The 20,706-nt window shown below is 66.8% G+C and carries 18 protein-coding genes and 1 pseudogene; 14 read left to right on the forward strand and 5 right to left on the reverse strand.

What is annotated here, in order from left to right:
• The first annotated feature begins 123 nt into the window (after positions 1-123).
• From FND50_RS34655 to FND50_RS34690, 8 genes are all read left to right on the forward strand, one after another.
• Positions 124-1,503 carry a rhodanese-like domain-containing protein gene (locus FND50_RS34655; protein ID WP_144288750.1) on the forward strand — a complete coding sequence of 460 codons (1,380 nt, stop codon included), beginning with the start codon at positions 124-126 and terminating at the stop codon, positions 1,501-1,503.
• A gap of 486 nt (positions 1,504-1,989) precedes the next feature.
• Positions 1,990-2,367 (forward strand): carboxymuconolactone decarboxylase family protein, encoded by a 378-nt coding sequence (locus tag FND50_RS34660; RefSeq protein ID WP_005571931.1) that lies wholly within the window; start codon positions 1,990-1,992, stop codon positions 2,365-2,367.
• A gap of 841 nt (positions 2,368-3,208) precedes the next feature.
• A complete protein-coding gene (locus tag FND50_RS34665) occupies positions 3,209-3,538 on the forward strand; it encodes a rhodanese-like domain-containing protein (RefSeq protein ID WP_144288751.1) in 330 nt (109 codons plus the stop codon).
• A 57-nt stretch (positions 3,539-3,595) separates the two neighbouring features.
• Positions 3,596-5,758 carry an MMPL family transporter gene (locus FND50_RS34670; RefSeq protein WP_144288752.1) on the forward strand — a complete coding sequence of 721 codons (2,163 nt, stop codon included), beginning with the start codon at positions 3,596-3,598 and terminating at the stop codon, positions 5,756-5,758.
• 108 nt (positions 5,759-5,866) lie between these two features.
• Entirely contained in the window at positions 5,867-6,136 is a 270-nt protein-coding gene (locus tag FND50_RS34675) for a metal-sensitive transcriptional regulator (RefSeq protein ID WP_054249022.1), read from the forward strand.
• Between the two features lie 280 nt (positions 6,137-6,416).
• Positions 6,417-6,830 (forward strand): DUF302 domain-containing protein, encoded by a 414-nt coding sequence (locus tag FND50_RS34680; protein ID WP_144288753.1) that lies wholly within the window; start codon positions 6,417-6,419, stop codon positions 6,828-6,830.
• Positions 6,831-6,875: 45 nt separating this feature from the next.
• Positions 6,876-7,649, forward strand: coding sequence for a sulfite exporter TauE/SafE family protein (locus FND50_RS34685; RefSeq protein ID WP_144288754.1), 774 nt, complete (start codon positions 6,876-6,878; stop codon positions 7,647-7,649).
• An 86-nt stretch (positions 7,650-7,735) separates the two neighbouring features.
• The gene (locus FND50_RS34690) at positions 7,736-9,097 is read left to right on the forward strand and encodes a rhodanese-like domain-containing protein (protein ID WP_144288755.1); all 1,362 of its coding nucleotides are present in this window, start codon (positions 7,736-7,738) and stop codon (positions 9,095-9,097) included.
• Between the two features lie 615 nt (positions 9,098-9,712).
• Here FND50_RS34690 and FND50_RS34700 read toward each other — a convergent pair.
• Positions 9,713-11,426, reverse strand: a pseudogene (locus FND50_RS34700) (GAF domain-containing protein).
• A gap of 259 nt (positions 11,427-11,685) precedes the next feature.
• On the opposite strand from FND50_RS34700, the gene FND50_RS34705 reads away from it, so the two are divergent.
• The 3 genes from FND50_RS34705 (at position 11,686) to FND50_RS37435 (ending at position 13,102) form a co-directional block, all read left to right on the forward strand.
• A complete protein-coding gene (locus tag FND50_RS34705) occupies positions 11,686-12,111 on the forward strand; it encodes a pyridoxamine 5'-phosphate oxidase family protein (RefSeq protein ID WP_144288756.1) in 426 nt (141 codons plus the stop codon).
• Positions 12,112-12,278: 167 nt separating this feature from the next.
• Complete coding sequence (locus FND50_RS34710) at positions 12,279-12,773, forward strand: flavodoxin domain-containing protein (RefSeq protein WP_144288757.1); 495 nt, start codon at positions 12,279-12,281, stop codon at positions 12,771-12,773.
• Entirely contained in the window at positions 12,770-13,102 is a 333-nt protein-coding gene (locus FND50_RS37435; RefSeq protein WP_260850832.1) for a hypothetical protein, read from the forward strand. Before FND50_RS34710 ends, FND50_RS37435 begins: the two co-directional genes overlap by 4 nt.
• Before the next feature lie 398 nt (positions 13,103-13,500).
• Here the strand turns inward: FND50_RS37435 and FND50_RS34720 are convergent, their stop codons facing one another.
• On the reverse strand, positions 13,501-14,733 hold the full coding sequence (locus FND50_RS34720; protein ID WP_144288758.1) for an MFS transporter: 1,233 nt from the start codon (positions 14,731-14,733) through the stop codon (positions 13,501-13,503).
• A 107-nt stretch (positions 14,734-14,840) separates the two neighbouring features.
• Positions 14,841-15,989 carry an IS630 family transposase gene (locus FND50_RS34725; protein WP_260850739.1) on the reverse strand — a complete coding sequence of 383 codons (1,149 nt, stop codon included), beginning with the start codon at positions 15,987-15,989 and terminating at the stop codon, positions 14,841-14,843.
• A 129-nt stretch (positions 15,990-16,118) separates the two neighbouring features.
• Between FND50_RS34725 and FND50_RS34730 the strand changes: the two genes are divergently transcribed.
• Positions 16,119-16,451, forward strand: a complete 333-nt coding sequence (locus FND50_RS34730; RefSeq protein ID WP_054246209.1) for a hypothetical protein — start codon at positions 16,119-16,121, stop codon at positions 16,449-16,451.
• Between the two features lie 28 nt (positions 16,452-16,479).
• Here FND50_RS34730 and FND50_RS34735 read toward each other — a convergent pair whose 3' ends face one another.
• Both FND50_RS34735 and FND50_RS34740 read right to left on the reverse strand, forming a co-directional pair.
• On the reverse strand, positions 16,480-17,256 hold the full coding sequence (locus FND50_RS34735; RefSeq protein WP_144288759.1) for a cyclase family protein: 777 nt from the start codon (positions 17,254-17,256) through the stop codon (positions 16,480-16,482).
• 47 nt (positions 17,257-17,303) lie between these two features.
• On the reverse strand, positions 17,304-18,452 hold the full coding sequence (locus FND50_RS34740) for an FAD-dependent monooxygenase (RefSeq protein WP_144288760.1): 1,149 nt from the start codon (positions 18,450-18,452) through the stop codon (positions 17,304-17,306).
• 200 nt (positions 18,453-18,652) lie between these two features.
• On the opposite strand from FND50_RS34740, the gene FND50_RS34745 reads away from it, so the two are divergent.
• Positions 18,653-19,567: a LysR family transcriptional regulator gene (locus tag FND50_RS34745; protein WP_222105601.1), complete on the forward strand. Its 915-nt coding sequence runs from the start codon at positions 18,653-18,655 to the stop codon at positions 19,565-19,567.
• 253 nt (positions 19,568-19,820) lie between these two features.
• Entirely contained in the window at positions 19,821-20,705 is an 885-nt protein-coding gene (locus FND50_RS34750; protein WP_260851081.1) for a VOC family protein, read from the forward strand.
• The last annotated feature ends 1 nt before the right edge of the window (position 20,706 follow it).

Below are 20,706 nucleotides of genomic sequence, written 5' to 3' on the forward strand. Positions count from 1 at the left end.
CCGGCGGGGGCATTTCGCCCGCAAGACTGACATATACCCCCAGGGGTACTTGCATACCCCGTGGGGTATATGGCAGTCTTGTGGACAAGGAGAAAGATCCCGCCAACTTCGGAGGAGACCACGATGATTCTCGAGCAGTACTACATCGAGTGCCTGTCCCACGCCTCGTACCTGATCGGAGACGAATCCACCGGGCGAGCCGTCGTGGTCGACCCGCGCCGCGACATCACCGAGTACCTCGACGACGCCCGCACGCACGGGCTGACCATCGACGGGGTGATCAACACCCACTTCCACGCCGACTTCGTCTCCGGGCACCTCGAATTGGTCGAGGCCACCGGCGCCTGGATCGGCTTCGGCGAGGCCGCCGAGACCGACTACCCGATCCGTCGCCTCACGCACGGCGAGCACATTTCCCTCGGGCGAGTCGACCTCGAAATCCTCTCCACCCCCGGCCACACCTGGGAATCGATCAGCGTCCTGGTCCGGGAAACCGCGGACGCCACCCCGACCGCGGTCCTGACCGGGGACTCGCTGTTCATCGGCGATGTCGGTCGGCCCGACCTGGTCAACCTCGGCGACGGCTCCACCACGGACCTGGCCCGGGCGATGTACCACACGGTGCACGACACGCTACTGGCCCTGCCCGACGGCGTGACGGTGATGCCCGCGCACGGCGCCGGCTCCTCCTGTGGCAAGAACCTGTCCGCGGAGCTCACCTCGACCATCGGGGAACAACGGCGCACCAACGCGTCGGCTCAGCCGATGAGCGAGGACGCATTCGTCGCGTTGATCACCGACGGCCAGCCCGCGGTACCGGCGTACTTCTCGGTGGACGCGGCCATGAACAAGTCCACCCACCCGGCACTCGACCAGCACCGCCGGATCCCGGAATTGTCCGCCGACCGGGTACGCGCCGAACTCGCCACCGGCACCCGGGTACTCGATGCCCGCACCGTCGACGACTTCGCCGCCGGACACCTGCGCGGTGCGGTCAACGTCGGCTTCGACGGCCGGTTCGCCGAAACCGGCGGCATGGTCGCCGAGGTCGGCGAGGCGATCGTGCTGATCACCTACCCGGGCGAGGAACAGGACGCGGCGATGCGCCTGGCCCGGATCGGCTCGGACAACGTGATCGGCTACCTGGGCACCCACACCGGCGGCATCCTCCCCACCGCACTCGCCGACCTCGTCCAGACGGCGCCGCGCACCACCGTCACCGAACTCGACCGGCTGCGCGCCGACGATGCGATCACCCTGGTCGACATCCGCAACCCCGGCGAACGCGACTTCGGCGTCATCCCCGGTGCAATCCCGGTTCCGTTGGCGCAGTTGCGGTCCCGCGCCGAAGAGCTGCCGACTGGCAAGCCGATCGTGGTGCACTGTGCCGGTGGATGGCGTTCGAGCGTCGCCGCATCGCTGCTCCGCGCCCGCGGTATCGAGCGGGTCAGCGATCTCGTCGGCGGCTACAACGCATGGGCCGCACAGCAGGTGCCGGCCTGACGCTCCCTCGATAAGCACCCCGATATCGTGCACGCCAAGGTCGACACCGAAGCCGAGCAGTAAATCGCCGCTGCCGCGGGAATCCGCTCGATCCCGAGGCGCTCGACATGGCCGCAGTACGCGCCACGCTCGCACAACAACCTGCCGCCCATACCCGTCCCACACGTCACCGCCGAACTCTCCGGCGAGCAGACCCGATGACGGCGCGCGGGCCGACGCGGCGATCTGGTTCCCCGATCGGTGGCTGTCGGGCGATGTCCCCGGTCGCCCCGGGGACCAACGGCCCTGGCGCGGTCCGTCGTCCCCTGCCACCCTGACAGGAGCAGGGACCTGATGTCCCGCCGGAGAAGAGGCACTTCGATGACGACGGCAGTTTCGTCCACGCCGATTACACCGTCCCGGTGGTGCTTTCGATCTCGTCCCGTGCCGGACCTCGAGCCGATGAGATCGATACCGAACGCAAGCACCAATAATCGGAGGTAGAGCATGGACTACGGCAAGGCTGTCCAACAGGAACTTCGGGGACCCGCCCGGGCACTGCGCCACACGATCCCGCAGGTCTACGCCGGTTACGGGCAACTGCACGAAGCCGCCCTGGCACCCGGGGCCTTGGACGCCAAGACCAAAGAACTGATCGCCCTCGCGATCGCCGTGAGCAAGCAATGCGATGGCTGCATCGCCGCACACGCGCGCGGCGCCGCCGAGCACGGCAGCACACCACAGGAAGCAGCGGAGGCAATCGGCGTCGCGATTCTGATGAACGGTGGGCCCGCCACCGTGTACGGACCCCGAGCATTCGCCGCGTTCAACGAGTTCCACGCCGATCAGGAACCTGGCCACGAGAACAATCCGCCCGGACGATAGCTGGAATCACAGCGATTCCTGCCGAGCGCCCACCAGGCGGCTGGGCATACTGAGGCACTGTGCGCCACCGCGGATCCGACCGGAACCGCCGCGACCCGGATCCGTTGCCGCTCAATGACTGTCGATGCCGAGGCGGGAAGAAACCGGCGCAGGACAGGTGTGGTCATCCGCACATCTCCCGCGAATAGATACCCCTAGGGGTATAGTTTGTTTCGTTACGATCAGCGGCATTCCGAGGAGGAACCCACCATGTGTTATCCAGTTACGTGCCCCGGCTGCGGAAAGACAACGTGGGGAGGCTGCGGTGCACACGTCGACGGTGTCATGAACGCCGTGCCCGAATCCCAGAAGTGCACCTGCGAGGACAATTCCGCTCCCCCGGCGAAATCCGGATTCTTCGGCACACTCTTCGGCCGCTGACCGCACGACCCACCCGCCTCGCCGACAGACCCTCGCCACCTCGACTGCCGGCCACCGCACACTCGAGGGTGCCGTCGACGAGGACGGGACTCGTCGACGGAGCAGGGATTCGGCGCGCACCGAGATCGCCATGCAGGACGGCGCTCCGGCGAAGCTCGGCGAGAGGACGGAACGCAATGCCACCCTCCGCACCTGCAACTCCCCGCCCGCGGATCGAGCGGTCAAGCCCAACCGGCAGATCGGGCTGCTGCCGCGCGGCAACCGAGGAGCCCGCACTCGCGCCGGCGGTCAGGGAAGCCGCCATGCGCCAGTGGTGCGCACCAACGTCGCCGGTGCCCGCCACCCGAAGGATTGCATGGATACCCCCCTGGGTAACATAGTCAAATATATTCGATACCCCCTAGGGTATGAAAGGCGTGTCATGCGTGAAATCGAGATCGGTGAATTCGCCGACGCGTGGGCGGCGGGAGCACCCGTCGTCGACGTTCGAGAGCCGTGGGAATACCGGAATGCGCACGTGCCCGGCGCGCAGTTGCTGCCGTTGGGACAGCTTGGCGACCGGGTAACGGAAATCCCGGCCGGCGCGGTGGTGTACGTGATCTGTGCGTCCGGGAACCGGAGCCTTCAGGGGGCACGAATCCTCATGACTGCCGGACGGCCCGCGGTGTCGGTGGCCGGGGGCACCTCTGGGTGGGCCGCGGCGGGCCGGCTCCTCGACACCGGTGATGGCGGCTCATGTGCCCACCGCTGATCGCCCCGCCCCTTTCTCGACCAGATTGTTCCTCTCAGATCGTCAAGGAGACCGCAGATGACGCGCAGTACCACCGTCGACGGCGACCAGCCCACGACCACGACCACGACCACCGCCGAGAGTGGGGTGCTGGGCCGAATGGGCGTGGCGATGGCCACCCATACCAAAATGGTGTTCGGGGTGTGGTTGATCGTGCTGGTCGCGCTCGGTGCGGCGGCGCCGTCGGTGTTCGGCTCGCTGGCCGGTGCCGGGTGGCAGGCCAACGGCTCGGAGTCGGTGCAGGTGCGTCAACTCGCCGAGCAGCACTTCGGCGGTAACTCCTCGGCGGCGGTGCAGGTGGTCGTGCACTCGGACTCCCAGACCGTCGACAGCCCGCGGGTTCAACAGACCCTCCGCGAGGTCGGCGCCGTCTTCGCAGGCGATGCCCGGTTCGGGGCGGTGATCACGCCGCGGCCGGGAATGTCGATCAGCCCGGACGGGCACACCGGCATTCTTATTGCGGGCGCGAACGCGAGCACCGACGACATGGTCAAGGCCGTCGACGTACACAAGGCGGAGCTGACGGCACTGTCCGGCGACGGGATCGAGGTGTACCCGACCGGGGCGTCCGCGCTGTGGAGCGACTTCAACAAGGCCAACCACGACGCGATGATTCAGGCCGAACTATTCTCCTGGCCGGTGACATTGGCGATCATGGTGCTCGCGTTCGGATCCCTCACCGCCGCCGGGCTGCCACTGCTGTTGACCCTGGCCGGACTCGTCGCCTCGGCAGGCGGGCTGGTGTTGCTCAACGAGATCACCCCGATCTCGGTGTGGGCGATGAACTTCGCGATGATGTTCGCCCTCGCCCTCGGCATCGACTACGCCCTGTTCGTCGTCTCCCGCTTCCGGGACGCGGTGAAGAACGGTGGTGACCCACGATCGGCGGTGGCCGAGACGATGGACACCGCGGGCAAGGCGGTAGCCCTGTCCGGGCTGACCGTGCTCGTGAGCCTGTCCGCTGTGCTGTTGGTGCCGGCACCGGCGGTGCGCACGATGGCCGTCGGGATCATGCTGGCGGTGTTCTTCGTCCTGCTGGCCACCCTGACGTTGCTGCCCGCCGTGCTGGGCACGCTCGGCGACAAGGTCAACGCCGGCTCGCTGCCCTGGGCGAAGAGGCAGCAGCACCGCTCGCCGCGGTTCGCCGCCTGGGGCGAGCTGCTGCATCGCCACCCGTGGCCGTTCGCGATCGGTTCGCTGCTCGTGCTCATCGCGCTGTCGGTCCCCGTGCTCGGGCTGAAGGTCGCAATGCCCTCGATCGAAGTGGTGCCCACCGATGCCCCGGTCCGGCAGGGCTACGAACTCGTCCAGGCCCAGATGGGCGAGGGCGCACCGGGGATGTTGCAGATCATCGCCCCCACCGCGGAGGGTACGGAAACCGGGACGACAGCCGCCGCAACCGACGGAATCGCGATGGTGACCCCGCCGCTGCCCGCCCCGGACGGCAGTGGCTACGTGATGCTGCAGGCCATGCCCACCGTCGATCCCTCCGACGCCCGAATGGGCACCATCCTCGACACCCTGCGCGCGGATCTGCCCCCAGGCGCGTTGGTCGGCGGGGCGCCCGCGGAGAATCTGGACCTGCAGCAGGCGCTGAACGATTATTTCCCGCTGATCGTGGGCATCATCTTGATCCTGGGGTTCGGTCTGCTGCTGGTGGCGCTGCGGGCCCCGTTGATCGCGATCCTCGGCACGGTGGTCAGCCTGCTCTCCACTGCGGCCGCGTTCGGGGTCGCGAAGCTGATCTTCCAGGACGGTCACGGCGCGAGCCTGCTCGGCTTCACCCCCCAGGGGTTCCTGGACGGGTGGGGGCCGGTGTTCTTCTTCGCGATGATTTTCGCGATTGCCATGGACTACACCGTGTTCCTGCTGGCCACCGCGAAGGAACACTACGAACGTTCCGCGGATCCGAAGGTCGCGCACGTCGACGGTCTGGCGCATTCGGGGCGGGTGATCTTCGCCGCCGCCGCGGTGATGGTCGCCGTGTTCTTCACCTTCGCCCTCGCCGACCCGTTGCCCCCGAAGGAGATGGGCATCATCCTCGGGGTCGCCGTGCTCCTCGACGCGGTGCTGATCCGGCTGATCCTGCTGCCGGTGCTGCTGCGCCTGACCGGGCTCGCTGCCTGGTGGTCACCGGCCTGGCTGCGCAAGGTCCTGCCGAAGATCAGCTTCTCCCACTGAGCGTCGGGACCGTGGCCGCGGGTGGGGTGGGGCATTACACAATGCACCCACCCCACCCTTGGTACCCCCGGGGGTATACTGTGATCAGGTCTCAGGAAAGGAACCATGATGGTCGGCGACGAAGACAGCATTGCATTGGTACTCAACCGGCTCCGCCGCGCCCACGGGCAGCTCGCCGGGGTGATCTCGATGATCGAGCAGGGACGCGACTGCAAGGACGTCGTCACCCAACTCGCCGCAGTCTCCCGCGCCCTGGATCGCGCCGGGTTCAAGATCGTTGCCACCGGGCTACGGGAATGCCTCACCGGCGAGCCCGAGGACGGCAAGAAACCGATGACCGAGGCCGAGCTCGAAAAGCTCTTCCTCGCCCTCGCCTGAGGCTCGGTCCGGCCACCACCTCCGTTCGCCGTCGACGAAAGGTGACCATGACCGATGCGACCCGTCGGCGCGGCTGAACGAGCGAACGGATCGCGCCGCTGCTCGCCGGAACGGTGGTGCTCGCGGGAATCGCACTGGCACTGGTCTTTCCGTCGCGGTGGCTGCGGCTCACCGGGTTCGCAGGCCGCGAACCCGCTGCTCCACCGCCTCGGTGTGCCCCGGCGCACCGCAGTATGCCCGACCTGATCTCAGGTCGCCGAGAGAAAGGCAGAACACGCTCATGACACTCGCACTGTCGACCACCCTGCACACCTCGTTCGCCGACGCCGTGGACCGCACCCGCAAAGCCCTGGCCGAGCAGGGTTTCGGGGTCCTCACCGAGATCGACATGAAGGCCACCCTGAAGGCGAAACTCGGTGAAGACATGGAGGACTACCTGATCCTCGGTGCCTGCAATCCGCCGCTCGCGCACCGCGCGGTCACCGTCGACCGGCAGATCGGGCTGCTCCTGCCGTGCAACGTCGTCGTCCGCACCGACCCCGCCGACCCGGGCACGGTGCTGATCGACGCAATGAACCCACAGGTGATGGTCCAGGTCGCCGACCAACCCGGGCTCGGAGCGGTCGCCGACGACGCCACCACGGCGTTGCAGGCCGCCATCGATTCCCTCTCCCGGGACATCGGCGACCGGTAACGAGACCCTGCCCCGCGCCCCCGGGTTGGCGGCGGAAGGAGGAATGTGGACACAGCGGTCGCACTCGCGCTCGGGGCGATCATCGGCGTCCTGCTCGGACTCCTCGGCGGCGGAGGGTCGATCCTGGCCGTCCCCGCGCTGGTCTTCGGCCTCGGCCTCGACCTCGAACAGGCCATTCCGATCTCCCTGCTCGTGATCGGTGTCGCCTCCCTCGCCGGAGCCGTCCCGAAAATTCGCGAGCACCAAGTGAATTGGCGCATGGCCGGGGTATTCGCCGCCTGCGGCATTCCCGCCACCTTCGCCGGCAGCGCGGTCGGGCGCCTGCTGCCGCAATCGGTGGTGATGGTCGGTTTCGCCGCCGTGATGGTCGTCGCCGGGATCCGGATGCTGATGGACCGAGGCGACACCGGCACGGCCTGCGAGGTCGGGGACTCGGGGATCGACTGGCGCCGCTGCGCCCCCCGATCCATCCCAGCCGGAGTCGCGGTGGGCTTCCTGACCGGCCTGTTCGGTGTCGGCGGCGGATTCTTGATCATCCCAGCCCTGGTGCTGATGCTCGGTCTGGACATGTCGGTCGCTGTCGGCACCTCGCTGATCATCATCGTCGCGAACTCGGCGGCCGGTCTGATCTCGCACCTGAGCGGCGCGAGCATCGACTGGGCGATCACCGCCGCCTTCGCGGGCACCGCGATCGCCGGGTCCCTGATCGCCGGTCATTTCGGCACCAAGGTCGACACCGACCGGCTGCAGCGGTGGTTCGCCTACCTCGTCTTCGCCGTCGCCGCCTACGTGCTGATCGACACGATCTTGCTGCGCTGATGCCGCGGGCGGCTTGCATCACACCGTTTCACCTATGCCCTCCCGGGCATGCGAACACCAGAGAATATGTGAGGAAGGTACGAGTCATGGATGTATCGATCATCGAGACCTCCAGTCTGGGCGATCGCAGTTACCTGATCAGCGCCGGCACCGTCGGCGTCGTCGTCGACCCGCAACGCGACATCGACCGGGTACTCACCCTCGCCCAGGACCGGGGCGTGCGAATCACCCACGTCCTCGAAACCCACATCCACAACGACTACGTCACCGGCGGCCTCGAACTGTCCCGCACGGTCGGCGCCGAATACGCCGTCCCCACCGGCGACGACGTAGGCTACCAGCGGCGCGCCGTCGGTGACGGCGACGTCATCGACGCGGGCCCGATCCAATTGCAGGTCATGCACACCCCCGGCCACACCCACCACCACGTCAGCTACGTGCTGCGCGAGACCACCGGCGGCATCCGCGGAGTCTTCACCGGTGGATCGATGCTCTTCGGCACCACCGGCCGCACCGACCTCCTCGGCAAGGCCCACACCCGGGAACTGACCCACGCCCAGTACCACTCGGTGCGCCGCCTGGCCGACGAGCTCCCCGCCGACACCAAGATCTACCCCACCCACGGATTCGGCAGCTTCTGCGCCGCCACCCCGGCCGCCGGCGACTCCTCCACCGTCGGCGAACAACGCACCACCAACCCCGCCCTGACCCAGGACGAGCAAAGCTACGTCGACGAACTGATCGCCGGACTGTCCGAGTATCCGGCCTACTACGCGCACATGGGGGTGATCAACACCAAAGGACCGGCCCCGGTCGATTTGTCGCTACCCAAACTGGTCGACCCGGACGAGCTCCGCCGCCGCATCGCGGCCGGGGAATGGGTCGTGGACCTGCGCGAGCGCACCGCCTTCGCCGCCGGCCACCTCGGCGGCACCCTCGGCTTCGAATTGTCGGACTCGTTCGTCACCTACCTCGGCTGGCTCTACCAGTGGGGTGCACCGCTGACCCTGATCGGCGAAAACGAAGACCAGGTCGCCGACGCCCGCCGCGAACTGGTCCGCATCGGCATCGACGACCTCACCGGCGCCGCTATCGGCGAAATCCACACCCTCGTCGCCGGCACCGAACTGCGCTCCTACCGGGTCGCCGACTTCCCCGCCCTCACAGAGGCACTGCACGAGAAGGACATCACCGTCCTCGACGTCCGCCAACGCAACGAATACGACAGCAGCCACATCGGCGGGGCGATCAACATTCCCCTCCACGAGCTCCTCGGCCGCATGAGCGAGCTACCCACCGGTGAGGTCTGGGTGCACTGCGCCTCCGGCTACCGCGCCTCCGTCGCCGCCTCGATGATCGACCGACCCGACCGCACCACCGTGCTGATCAACGACGACTACGAGAACTCGAAGGGCACCCGTGGGATCGGGGTGCCCGCCCAGCGCTGAAAGCAACTCCTGGCGACCACGGGATGGTGCAGGACGGCCGTGCACGCATCGGTGATCACCGTCCCCGCGTGCACGTGGGGACCAGCCGGGTGCGGCGCCGCTGCCGACAGCGGTCCGGAGAAGGTAACTCATCGATACCCCCCGGCGTATTATTAGAGGTGACAGACGCAGGCGTTCCGACCGAACGGGTGGCCGGGCCGGTACTGCTCGTCGTGGTGGGGGGACTGCTGGTGTATCGCGCAACATCTCGACCGGCCAGCCACATCACGGGCCGCACCGCGGACACCTCGCGCCGCCGGCCGGACATACCCGGGCCCGCGAGATCCTCGAGGAACGTTTCACCCGGGGGAGATCGACGCCGAGGAGTTCGGTGACCGGCTGCGCATGCTCGACGACTGCGACTGACGGAACCGATCAACCGCCGCCGCGCACTGCAACTCGGTGGCCTGGGCCTGGCCGGCGCGCTCGCGGGTGGGCTCGGATCGGCGGGGGCCGATAGCCCGCAGTGATCGCGGGACGAGCTCGGGCCCGGAACTACTCGGCCCAGGGCTGCGGCGCGGTGCGCCATTACACATCATTGAGCCTACGCGCGCCTGAACGCGGAACGGGCGAAACTCACTCTGCCCCTGACACTTCCGGCAGGGGTGCGGTCCAGGTCAGGCGGGTTCCGCCGGGGGCGGGGGTGGTGAGGGTGCAGGTGCCGCCTGCCTGTTCGGCGCGGGCAGTGAGGTTGTGAAGGCCGCTGCGCGTGGAGGCCGGCGCGATGCCGATGCCGTCGTCGGTGACGCAGATGGTGAGGTCGTCGTCGACGGAGACAGTGACATCCACCTGGTGGGCGTGGGCGTGGTGTACGACGTTGCTCAGTGCTTCCCGCAGCACTGCTTCGGCATGGTCGGCGAGGGGTCCAGTGACCACACTCAGTGGCCCGGACATGCGCATCGTGGTGCGCAATCCGCTCTCACCGGTTTGTTCGGTAACGATCGCGGTCAACGCCGGGCGCAGCGCGAACCCGTCGTCCTCCCCGCCGTGCAGGTCGAAGATGGCGGTGCGGACATCGGTGATGATGTCTTGAACGTCGTCGATCATCTCCGACAACCGGCGCCGGGCCTCGGGGACGCGGCTGCGGGCCTGGGCGCTTTGCAGGTGCAGTCCGTGCGCGAACAACCGTTGGATGACGTGGTCGTGCAGATCCCGGGCGATCCGGTCCCGCTCGGCGATCAGCGACACGGCCGCCAGCTGGCGTTGATCATCGGCCAGTTTCAACGCGAGGGCGGCCTGGTCGGCGAACGCCGCGGCCAGCGGCAGTTGGCGGTCGTCGAACGGTTCCCGGCCGCGATTGCGGACGAGGGCGAGAACCCCGGTCACCGAGTCGGCGGACACCCGCAACGGCAGCAGCGAAGCCGGACCATGCGGGCCGGCATCGCTGATCTGCGGCACCTGGATCAGGTTCCCTGTGCGGTAGACCCGCCCGGTAGCCGTGTCGTCGACACCGATCCGCAACCCGGGCACGCTCGGATCGTTCCCTGCGTACGCGGTCACGGTGAGGGCGGTAACGTCGGCGGAAACTTGGTCGAGGTCGTCCGGTCGGGCGATCAGGACGTGGTCGGCGCCGGCCAGGTGGCGGGCCCGGCGTGCGATCAGGTCGAGCACCTCGCTGGGGTCGATGGCGGCGAGCAGTTCGCCGCGGATCTCGCTGGTGGCCTGCTGCCACTGCTGGCGCTGACGGGCTTGTTCGAACAGGCGGGCGTTGTCGATGGCGATCCCGGCCGCCGCCGCGAGGGCTTGGATGAGGCCTTCGTCGTCCTCGGTGAAGGACTGGCCTGCGGCTTTGTCGGTGAGGTAGAGGTTGCCGTAGACCTGCCCGCGGATGTGGACCGGCACACCGAGGAAGGTGCGCATCGGCGGGTGATGTGCGGGAAACCCCGCAGACGCGGGGTGCCCGGTAATGTCGTCCAGGCGTAGCGGTGCGGGGCGGTCGATGAGCAGGCCGAGCAGGCCGTGCCCGGTCGGCAACTCCCCGATCAGGTGGCGAGTCTCGTCGTCGACGCCCGCGTAGACGAATTCCTGCAATCGGTCTCCGCTGTGGTTGAGCACGCCGAGGGCTCCGTATCGACAGTCGACCAGCCTGATGGCCGCGTCGACGATCCGCCGCAGGGTCGCAGCGAGGTCGAGGCCCGGACGAGACGGTGAGCATCGCCTCGAGCAGTCCGTCGAAGTGTTCCCGGGAGGCGGTCATCTGCTCGATGCGGTCCTGCCGCTCGGTCAGCATCTGACGAAGCCGCAACTGCGAGAGAGTGTCGAGCAGGAGCGATTCGTCGTCTCCTGGCATCGTCTACCAGCTTTCTGCGCCGCTTCCTGACTCGCCCGCCGTACAGGCGCGGGCGACGTAGCCGACGGCGGCGCGTACACCCCGAGGATATCCCCTTGTCGTCGAGGTCAAACCCCGCGACGGGTGGGCGATGCTCCTGGTGGGGTCTCTGCCGCGGCAGGCGAACGACTTAGGACTCTAACCACGGGGGGAACAAACGCTCATGCTGACGGAGTAGACGCACGCACACGACCGTCGCGCCTGGAAAGAAGACCACGCAATGCGTACCTCCGGCCGTAATGGCACCCTGACCCCGACCGAATGCGTCCACGCGTTGCGGTCGGTGCCCACGGGTCGTCTGCTCTACACCGAGGACGCCCTGCCCGCGGTGCGGCTGGTGACCTTCGCCGCCCCCCGCGCCGAGATCATCATCGCGACCGACAACGAGTCCTGGTTCGGCCGCTTCGATCGGACGTTCGTCGCGTTCGAGGCCGGGCATGTCGAGTCGGGAACCCGCGACGGGTGGAGTGTGGTCGTTCTCGGCCATGCCCGTACCGCCACGGGCTCGGAGTATCTGTCCGGGTTCGACCACTCCGGTCCCTCCCCGTGGACGGTCCGGTCCTCGGACTGCTACCTCGTCCTCGACATCGAGCACGTCACCGGGCGACGAATGACCCTGCCCCGGCTGGCAGGCGACCAGCGATAGGGCTCCCACTGCCGGTGACCGTGACGGGACATTGCGTTCGGTGGCGGCGACGCGATCACCACCGCCCTCCCCGGCACGCTCCAGAGAAAGCACATGACCAGATCGGCTACCGGCGCACTGGACAAGCCCGCAACTTCGTTGCGGCACATCATGCAAAGGACGAGACGATGAAGATACTCGACGGGCACGCGAGCGCGACGGGTTCGGCACGAGCGATCACCGAACGCATCACGGCGGGGCTCGACTCGGCCGGTCATGACGTGGGTCTGCAGTCCTGCGCCGACATCGCCGAAGTGAATGACTACGAGGTGGTGCCCGGTAGTGCTATTCACAACAGACAGTGGTTGCCCGCTGCCGCGGATATGATCGACCGTCTGCGCTCGCACCTGGAGGCCAAGGTCGTGTGGGCGTTCTCGGTGCCCTCTGCGTGTATAAGGAGCACCATACTGTCGCCGCGGGTGGCGAACGACCTGCGTCGGGTGATCCGGGAGCCGCGGGTTGTCCAGCGATTGCGGGCCCCAGCAGACGTACGCGACCACCGGTTATTCGCTGGGGCGATAGCTTACGGCGCCTGCCATTATCGCGACACCGGCGGCCGGCCCGATACCGACCGGTGGACCGGCGCCGTCCGCGCGGAGGCTCGCCGGGGGGAGCGGCGATGACGGCATTTGGGTGGGGTCGACAGCGAACCGACCACACACCGTTCGAAGGTGGTGCCCGTGGGTTGTCGGGAAAGCGCTGGATTGCGTTGTGCGCGAGTGCCGAGGCCGTCGGCATGACCGCTGCCGCCGTTGCAGCGAAGCTGTCCCAGCACGTTCTCGGCGGTCAGCCGAGGGGCTGGGATGCGGCACTGGCGCTACTTCTGGTGGTGGCAGGTGGGCTGGTCGAAGGGGCGGCGCTCGGCCGGGAGAACATACCGGTCCAGGCACGATCAGGAGACATCTCAACCAGGCAGGCATCCACGCCGGGGCGAGTCGTGTTGCCGCCCTGATTGATCTGGCGGACGACCTGCCCGCCCCCGTCCTCGCTGATCTGTTGGGTATCCACATCACTACTGCCGTTTGATGGACGCGACTGGCTCAACGCGACTGGAGCCACTACCTCTCAGCTCGGCAACTCAACACACTCGGAGATGGGTAACAGCAATCTGCGACTGAATCGGTTGGCGCCAGCAACGCCGTGCTCTCCCAGTGCGTCTTCGTCGGCAGTACCAATTCGGCGCGCATCCGGCTGAACACCGATGCTGGCGACCGCACCGAGTGTCGGCTGCGGCGCCGCAACCGTACTAGCCCCTCGCCGAGTTTAGTGGTCTCGCCTGCCGGACCTGGGATCGTCGCCGCGATTCGTCAGCGGACTCCCAGCGGGGACGATCCCCGGTCATTTCCTTGACTAGCGTGAGTGGATGGGTGGTTTGGCTGGGCTCGGGGCTTGTCGACTGGGTTCGCGTGTGTCGGTGGAGGGGAGTGCCATCATCAGGACGGCGGCGACGAGGAAGAAACAGCCGCAGACTACGAATCCGGAGCTGAACCCGACCGTTGCGGCCAATGATCCGAGGATGAGCGGGGCGAGGGCGGATATGCCGCGGCCGACGTTGAAGCAGAATCCTGCGCCGGTGGCGCGAATATGTGCGGGGAATAGTTCTCCCAGGTAGGAGCCGAACAGCCCGGTGAAGGCGGCGAAGAACGCGAAGGCCGGGCCGAGCCACAGCAGCGTGCTTTCGCTCGCGGCGATGGCGTACAACGGGAGCAGGAGTCCGGTCCCGGTGAGGGAAATAATGATTGCCTTCTTCCGGCCTATCTTGTCGGCGATCACCCCGAATACGTTGTAGCCGAGGAACATGCCCAGGCTCAGAACGGTCATGAAGAGTGCGACGGTGGGCATCGGCACGTTCTTGTCCTCGTGCAGGAATGTCGGCAGCCAGGTGGAGGCGCCCCACCAGGCGACGAGTGAGAAGGCACAGACGGCGGTGCCGAGCAGTGTGACGCGGAGATATTCGCGCGAGAATATCTGGGAAACGGGTGTGGCGGATACCTCGGTGTCACCTGCCTGCCGGGTGCGGAGCCATTCCTGGGATTCTTTGAAGCCGAGGAGCACGATCAGGATCGGGATGATGACGCCGGCGCCGGCGATGAAGAACATCATTCGCCAGGACGGCAGAACCAGGGTGGCGATCACGGCGGCCAGTGCACCGCCGAGCGGGAATGCGCTGAGGACGAAGGCGACGGCGCGGCCGCGGTATTGCGCCGGCCAGGTTTCGACGACGTAGGCGGCGACGATGGCCCATACCCCGCCGAGGCCGAATCCGGAGAGGAATCTGATCGCCAGGATCAGCTCGTAGTTGCTGGCGAAGGCGAGGCTGGCGGAGAGAGTTCCGAAGACGGTCAGGCAGTGGATGAGTGGCTTCTTGCGGCCGTATCGGTCGGAGAACCAACCGGCGGTGATGGCGCTGACGCCGATGCCCAGGAGGGTGGCGGTCGCGAGCAGTCCGCCCTGTGGCACGGAGATGGCGAGATCGGGCCGCATCGAGGGCAGCGCGAGCGAGAGGATGACGATTTCGAGGGCGTCGAAGAGGTAGGCGATGAAGCAGCCGATGAGAACGATCCATCGAAGCGGAACCGTCACTGTGTACTCCTGGGTGGTAGTGGTAGTGGTCGTGGTCGTGGTCGTGGTCGTGGTCGAGTCGGGTCGGGTCGGGTCCTAAGTGGTTCCGCCCATAAGTTCGTTGGGGGTCATGCGGCACGGGCTTGAGCGGCTGTTTTGTCGGGCTGATCATGGTCGCGTTCGTGGCGGTCGAGCCTGGCGAGCAGATCGGCGAGGTCGCCGGTGGTGAACTTCCATTTGAACGGTCGGGCTGCCCGGTTGTAGTGGGTCTCGAAGGCCGCCAATCGTGCGGCGACTTCGTCGGTATCAGTAAAGTCGTTGGGCGAGACAATCTTTCGTTGAACTATGGAGAAGAAGATCTCGACTTGGTTCAACCACGACGCGTGCACCGGTGTATGGACCATGATCGCGTTGGGAAACTGTTCGGCAAGCCGGTCGATCGCCGCTTGCCCCCGGTGTGACGAGCCGTTGTCCACAATCCAGAACACTCGCTCCGCCGACGCGTAGGGCGCTTGGGTCATGACCTGCTCGACGAGACGGGCGAACGGAACGATGCCGGTGGTGTCCTCGCAGCGACCGAAGACATTCGCGTGGTGCACATCGTAAGCAGCGAGGTAGGCGACGGCGCCGCGCCGCTTGTAGGTGTGGTTGACCCGCATCGTCCGGGAGCGGCCGGGTGGAAGTGGGGGGTGACAGCGGCAGCGGGCCTGAATGGACGTCTTCTCGTCAGAGGAGATCACATAATCGTGCTCGCCCAAAGGTTCCCCATCCCACACCCGGGCATACAGGTCGAGCACACGGCTAGCTTTGGCGGCGAAGTTCGGATCGGAGATGAAGATCCACGACTGATGCTGCCAGGGCTTGAGGGCGTCTTGGGAGAGCCACCTGCGAATCGTGGCCTGCGAGATCGACGCACAGATCCCGTCGGTGACGGCGTGGCGGGCCAGTTCCGGACACGACCAACGGGCCAACGGCACCCCACACTCCTTCGGGGGTGTGCAGGCCATCGCCTTGACCCGCGTGACCTGCACCGGGGTGAACTTCGGTGGCCGACCCGACCGTTTCGCGTCTCCCAACGACGCCACGCCCGGCGCGGCGTTCCAACGGCCCCGCCACTTGCGGACGGTCTCCACACTCACGCGTAACGCCCGGGCGATCGCGGCACTTGGGCACCGATCCGCAGCCCACAAAACGATGGTGGCGCGCAGCACAAGACGCTGTTCGGTGCGCCCGGCTCGAAGCAAACGATTCAGCTCGCGGCGCTGGGATCCGGTCACCCTGACCGGATCCGCACTGATCAAAGGCAATGCTCATACCCCAAACCGAAGTTCCCAATAGTCACTTCAGTCTCGAGTTTCACCCGGCGGACTGGCTCGCGACGCGCCGGTCGGGCAGGATCAGTGATCATGGCCACGCCTCCTCAGTCCACGAAGACGTCGCTGCAACAGCGCCTGTCCCAACGCGCACGCGAACGCTGGCCACAGCTGACCGGTGTCGGAGTTCGGTTCCGTGGCCAGTTCGCCTATGTCACCGGTGAACTCGTCGACGGCGATACCCAGCCATTGATGCGACTACGCTACGGCGGGTCCGCCTCCCAATGGGGCTTCGCGGCCTACCTTGCGAGCAAGGACGGATACGAGGACTCCTTCCTGCCCAACGGCCACACCGCCGGACTCCCAGAAGACGCCCTCGACACCGTCTGCGGTCTCTACCTCAACGACCCGACGGCCTGGACCTGAACCCCCAACGAACTTATGGGCGGAACCACTAAGGGGCGTCGACGATCGCGACGGCTCGTGTCCAGCCCGCAGATCCGCCGTGGACTTTCACGGGGAAGCAGGACACCTGGAACCCGGTGGAGGGGAGGTTTTCGAGGTTGTGCAGCTTTTCGAGGTGGCAGTAGCCGATCTGTCGTCCGGCCTTGTGGCCTTCCCAGATCACCGAGCCGTCGTGGTCGCGGGCGTACCGTTCGGCGGTGTAGGTGAAGGGTGCGTCCCAGCTCCAGGCGTCGGTTCCGGTCAGGCGTACGCCTTGTTCGAGTAGGTGCACGGTGGCGTCATGCCCGATTCCGCAGCCTGTGGATACGTAGTCGTCGTGCCCGTAGCGGGTGCCGGCCGCGGTGTTGACGACGACGATCTCGAGGGGGCTGAGGGTGTGGCCGATGCGGGCGAGTTCGGTGTCGATGTCGTCGGGGGTGACGACGTAGCCGTCGTCGAGGTGCCGGAAGTCGAGTTTCACGGCGGGCTGCAGGCACCAGTCGAGTGGGACCTCGTCGATGGTGATCGCGCGCTGACCACGATTCATCGTCGAGGCGTAGTGGTAGGGCGCATCGAGGTGGGTGCCGCTGTGGGTGGTCATCGAGACGCGTTCGATTGCCCACCCTTCGCCGTCCGGTAGATCTGCTCTGGTGGCGCCGGGGAAGAAGGCGAGGATGTCGTCGACCGTGTCCTGGTGGGTGAGGTAGTCGATCTGTGGGAGCAAACCCGGTGGGTCGGAGGCGATCCCAGTCTTGAGGGGTACGGAGATGTCGATCAGGGTGCGCATGGTGAAGTGCCTCGGGATATTGGGGTGGACTGATAGCTCTGACGTGCTCAGAACGGCTGATTCAGAGCGTCTTCGACGGCCGCGGTCTGGGCGGGGAGCGCTTCGCGCATGTGCGCGCAGGCGGCCGGGATCGATGCGGCGTCGATGGCCATTTCGCCGGCGAGGATGGCATGCGAGGCGTCGTGGACGAGTTTGACGCGCTGGTATCGGCGGGCGGTGAATGCGGTCATGGCCTCGTCGAGGTCGGTGCCGCGGCCGAGTTCCTCGGCCAGTACGACGGCGTCTTCGAGGGCCATGCCGGCGCCCTGGGTCAGATGAGGTGCGCACATGTGCGCGGCGTCGCCGAGAACGATCAGGCGGCCGCGGTTCCAGGGTGCGGGGAGCAGGACCTCGCTCAGCGGGCTGTAGACGATGCCGTCGGGGCCGTCGATGGCGTCTCGGAGATCGCCGATGAGTCCCTCGTAGCCGGCGAGGCGCGCGGTGAGCAGGGTTCCGAAGTCGGCCCGGTCGTGGCGGGGGTTGCCCGGTTCGGGAGTGACCAGGAACAGATACATCGAGTCCTCGGACAGCGGGATGACTCCGGCCTTTGTCCGATCACCTTGGAAGAGAAGAGTGTTGGAGACCGACGGGTCGCGAGGCATGGTCTTGCGCCACACCCCGTAGCCGCTGAACACCGGGTCGTGCCCGGGGCCGGCGACGAGTTCACGCATCGTCGACTTCGCCCCGTCGAAGCCGATTACCAGGTCGTAGAAGTCGCGGGCACCGTCGCTGCTGTGGACCAGGACCCGATCACCCTCGTCGGTGAGGTCCTCCACGGTGACTCCGTAGCGGATCTTGACCTGGGCGGTTTCGGCGGCGCGCAGCAGGATTCGCTTCAGCTCGGCGCGGGAGAGGGCGCTGTTGGCCGGGACGTCGTCGCCGCCGAGGCGGGACGGACAGTCGACGATCAGATTGCCGTGCCAGTCGAAGAAGGTGTTGCCGCTGTGGGCGTATCCGGCGTTCAGGCATTCGTCGAGGACCCCGATCGTCGCCAGTGCCCGCAGCGAGTTTGCGGGCTGGTTGATCCCGACTCCGAGGACGGAGGAATCCGGGCGGGCTTCGATGACCTCGACCTGGACACCGCGCCGGGCGAGCAGTGCGGCCGCCCCCAGTCCGCCGATTCCGGCGCCGACGACGAGAACTTTCTGGACCAACATGGGAACTCCTTGGGGGGTGCTGGGCGGGGGCAGTGCACTGGGCGCTGACCAACTCAGATCGGGATCGCGGGCGAGGGCTTCGTGCTATGCGCCGGCTCGCCGGAACCCCACGCTATGACATGGAACACACGCCGCCAAGTGATTCCTGTCGATGCCATACATCGATAAGGTTGATACTCGAGGAGTCTGGGAGGTGGCAGGTGCGCGATCTGCAGCGCGTTGATCTGAATCTGCTCGTCGCGTTCGACGCGCTGATGGCCGAGCGGAGTGTCACCCGTGCGGCCGAACGCATGTCGGTGGGGCAACCCGCCATGAGTGCGTCCCTGGCGCGGTTGCGCAAGCTGTTCGACGATCCCCTCCTGGTGCGCGACGGGCGGGTGTTCGTCCCTACTCCGGTCGCCGAATCCCTGACCGGACCGATCCGTCAGTCGTTGTCCATCATGGAAGGCGCACTGGGGCGACGCCGCACCTTCGATCCCGCGGTCGACCAGCAAACGTTCACCCTGCTGGCCAGCGATTACGTGCTGCTGGTTCTGCTGCGGTCGCTGCTCAGCGAGCTCGCGGCCGAAGCGCCGAACGTGCGGATCAACGTGCGTCCGATCAGCGGCGACTACGCCGACCAGCTTCGCCGTGGTCAGATCGACCTGTTCATCGTTCCCCGCGAGATCGAACGATCCGGCGCCCCGCTGCTGTCGGAGGACCTGTTCCAGGACCGGCTCGTGTGCGCTATCGATATCGACCACCCGGAGATCGGTGAGACCATCAGCCGCGAGCAATTCGAAACCCTGCCGTACCTGGCGTATGACGGAGGTCCGCTGCCGTCGGCAGCCCAGCTGCAATTGCGCGCCCGGGGAGTCGACCGCGCCATCGACGTGACCACACAGAGTTTCGTCGTCGCCCCCCTGATGCTGCGCGGCACCCGGTTCCTCACGCTCCTCCACGAGCGCCTCGGCCGCGGCCTCGCCGCCCAAGCGCAGATTCGGCTGCTCGAACCGCCGGTCGAGCTGACCTCGATCACCGAAGCGATGTTCTGGAGTCCACGCCACCAGGACAGTCCCGCGCACCATTGGCTGCGTGAGCGGATTCGTCAGGCAGCCGCCGCCCTCGACACCTGAGTATCGACATCAGTGATGACTCAGATCGATGAGAATCGATAACACCTGTGTGATCGGGGGCACTAGCGTCGGGTGATATCGACGAGCCCACGACGTACTCGGGGCATCCACCTCCTCGCCGACAGCAGTGCCCACTGTGCTGCGCGGTCTCGGAGGTGCGCCTGGCTCCTTGATCCACCGCCTCCATCTAGAACCGAGGGACACTATGTCTGCACCCGCCAAATCGCCAATCACCCATGTCCGGCACGTGGGAATGGCCGTACCGAACTTCGACGACTCGGTCGAGTTCTACACCAACACTTGGGGTCTCGAGCTGGTCGCCGAGGACAACGGGCTCGCCTTCTTCGGCACGCCGGCCCACCCGGAGCACTACATCGTGCGGGTCCGCAAAGACTCCGACAAACGCCTGGACCTGATCTCCTTCGCCGTCGACACCACAGCCGACGTCGACGCGCTCGCCCAGCGCCTGGGCGCCGCCGACATCACGCTGGTGCGCGAACCCGAACGACTCGACACCCCCGGTGGCGGCTACGGTTTCCGTTTCTTCGACCCCGACGGCCGGCTGATCGAGGTGTCGAGCGATGTCGAGGAACGGCAGGCCCGGGCGCTGGAGCCGCGCGAATCCATTCCCCAGAAGCTCAGCCACGTGGTCATCAACTCCACCGACGTCGTCGCCACCAAAACCTTCTACGAGCAGCACCTCGGGTTCCGGCTCTCGGACTGGCTCGAAGACCACATGTGCTTCATGCGAGTACGCACCGACCACCACATCCTCGCGATCTCCCAGGGCCCGCACACTTCCCTCAACCACGTCTCGTTCGAGATGCGGGGCATCGACGAATACATGCGCGGCACCGGCCGTCTCACCCGCGCCGGCCAACCCCCGATCTGGGGGCCGGGACGGCACGGCGCCGGGGACAACACCTTTTCCTACTTCCTCGACCCCATAGGCAACGTCGTCGAATACACCACCGAACTCGAGAAGATCGAAGACGACGACACCTGGGAGCCGCGGCGCTTCGAGGCCAAACCCGAGGCCGCCGACCAGTGGGGCACCGGCGGGCTGATCACCGAGCAGATGATCCCTGCCATGTTCAACGACCCGGACAAGGGCCTGTGGGTGCCCGCCCCCGTGTAGC

The organism is Rhodococcus sp. WB9, assembly GCF_007558985.1.
Lineage (GTDB): Bacteria > Actinomycetota > Actinomycetes > Mycobacteriales > Mycobacteriaceae > Rhodococcus_F > Rhodococcus_F opacus.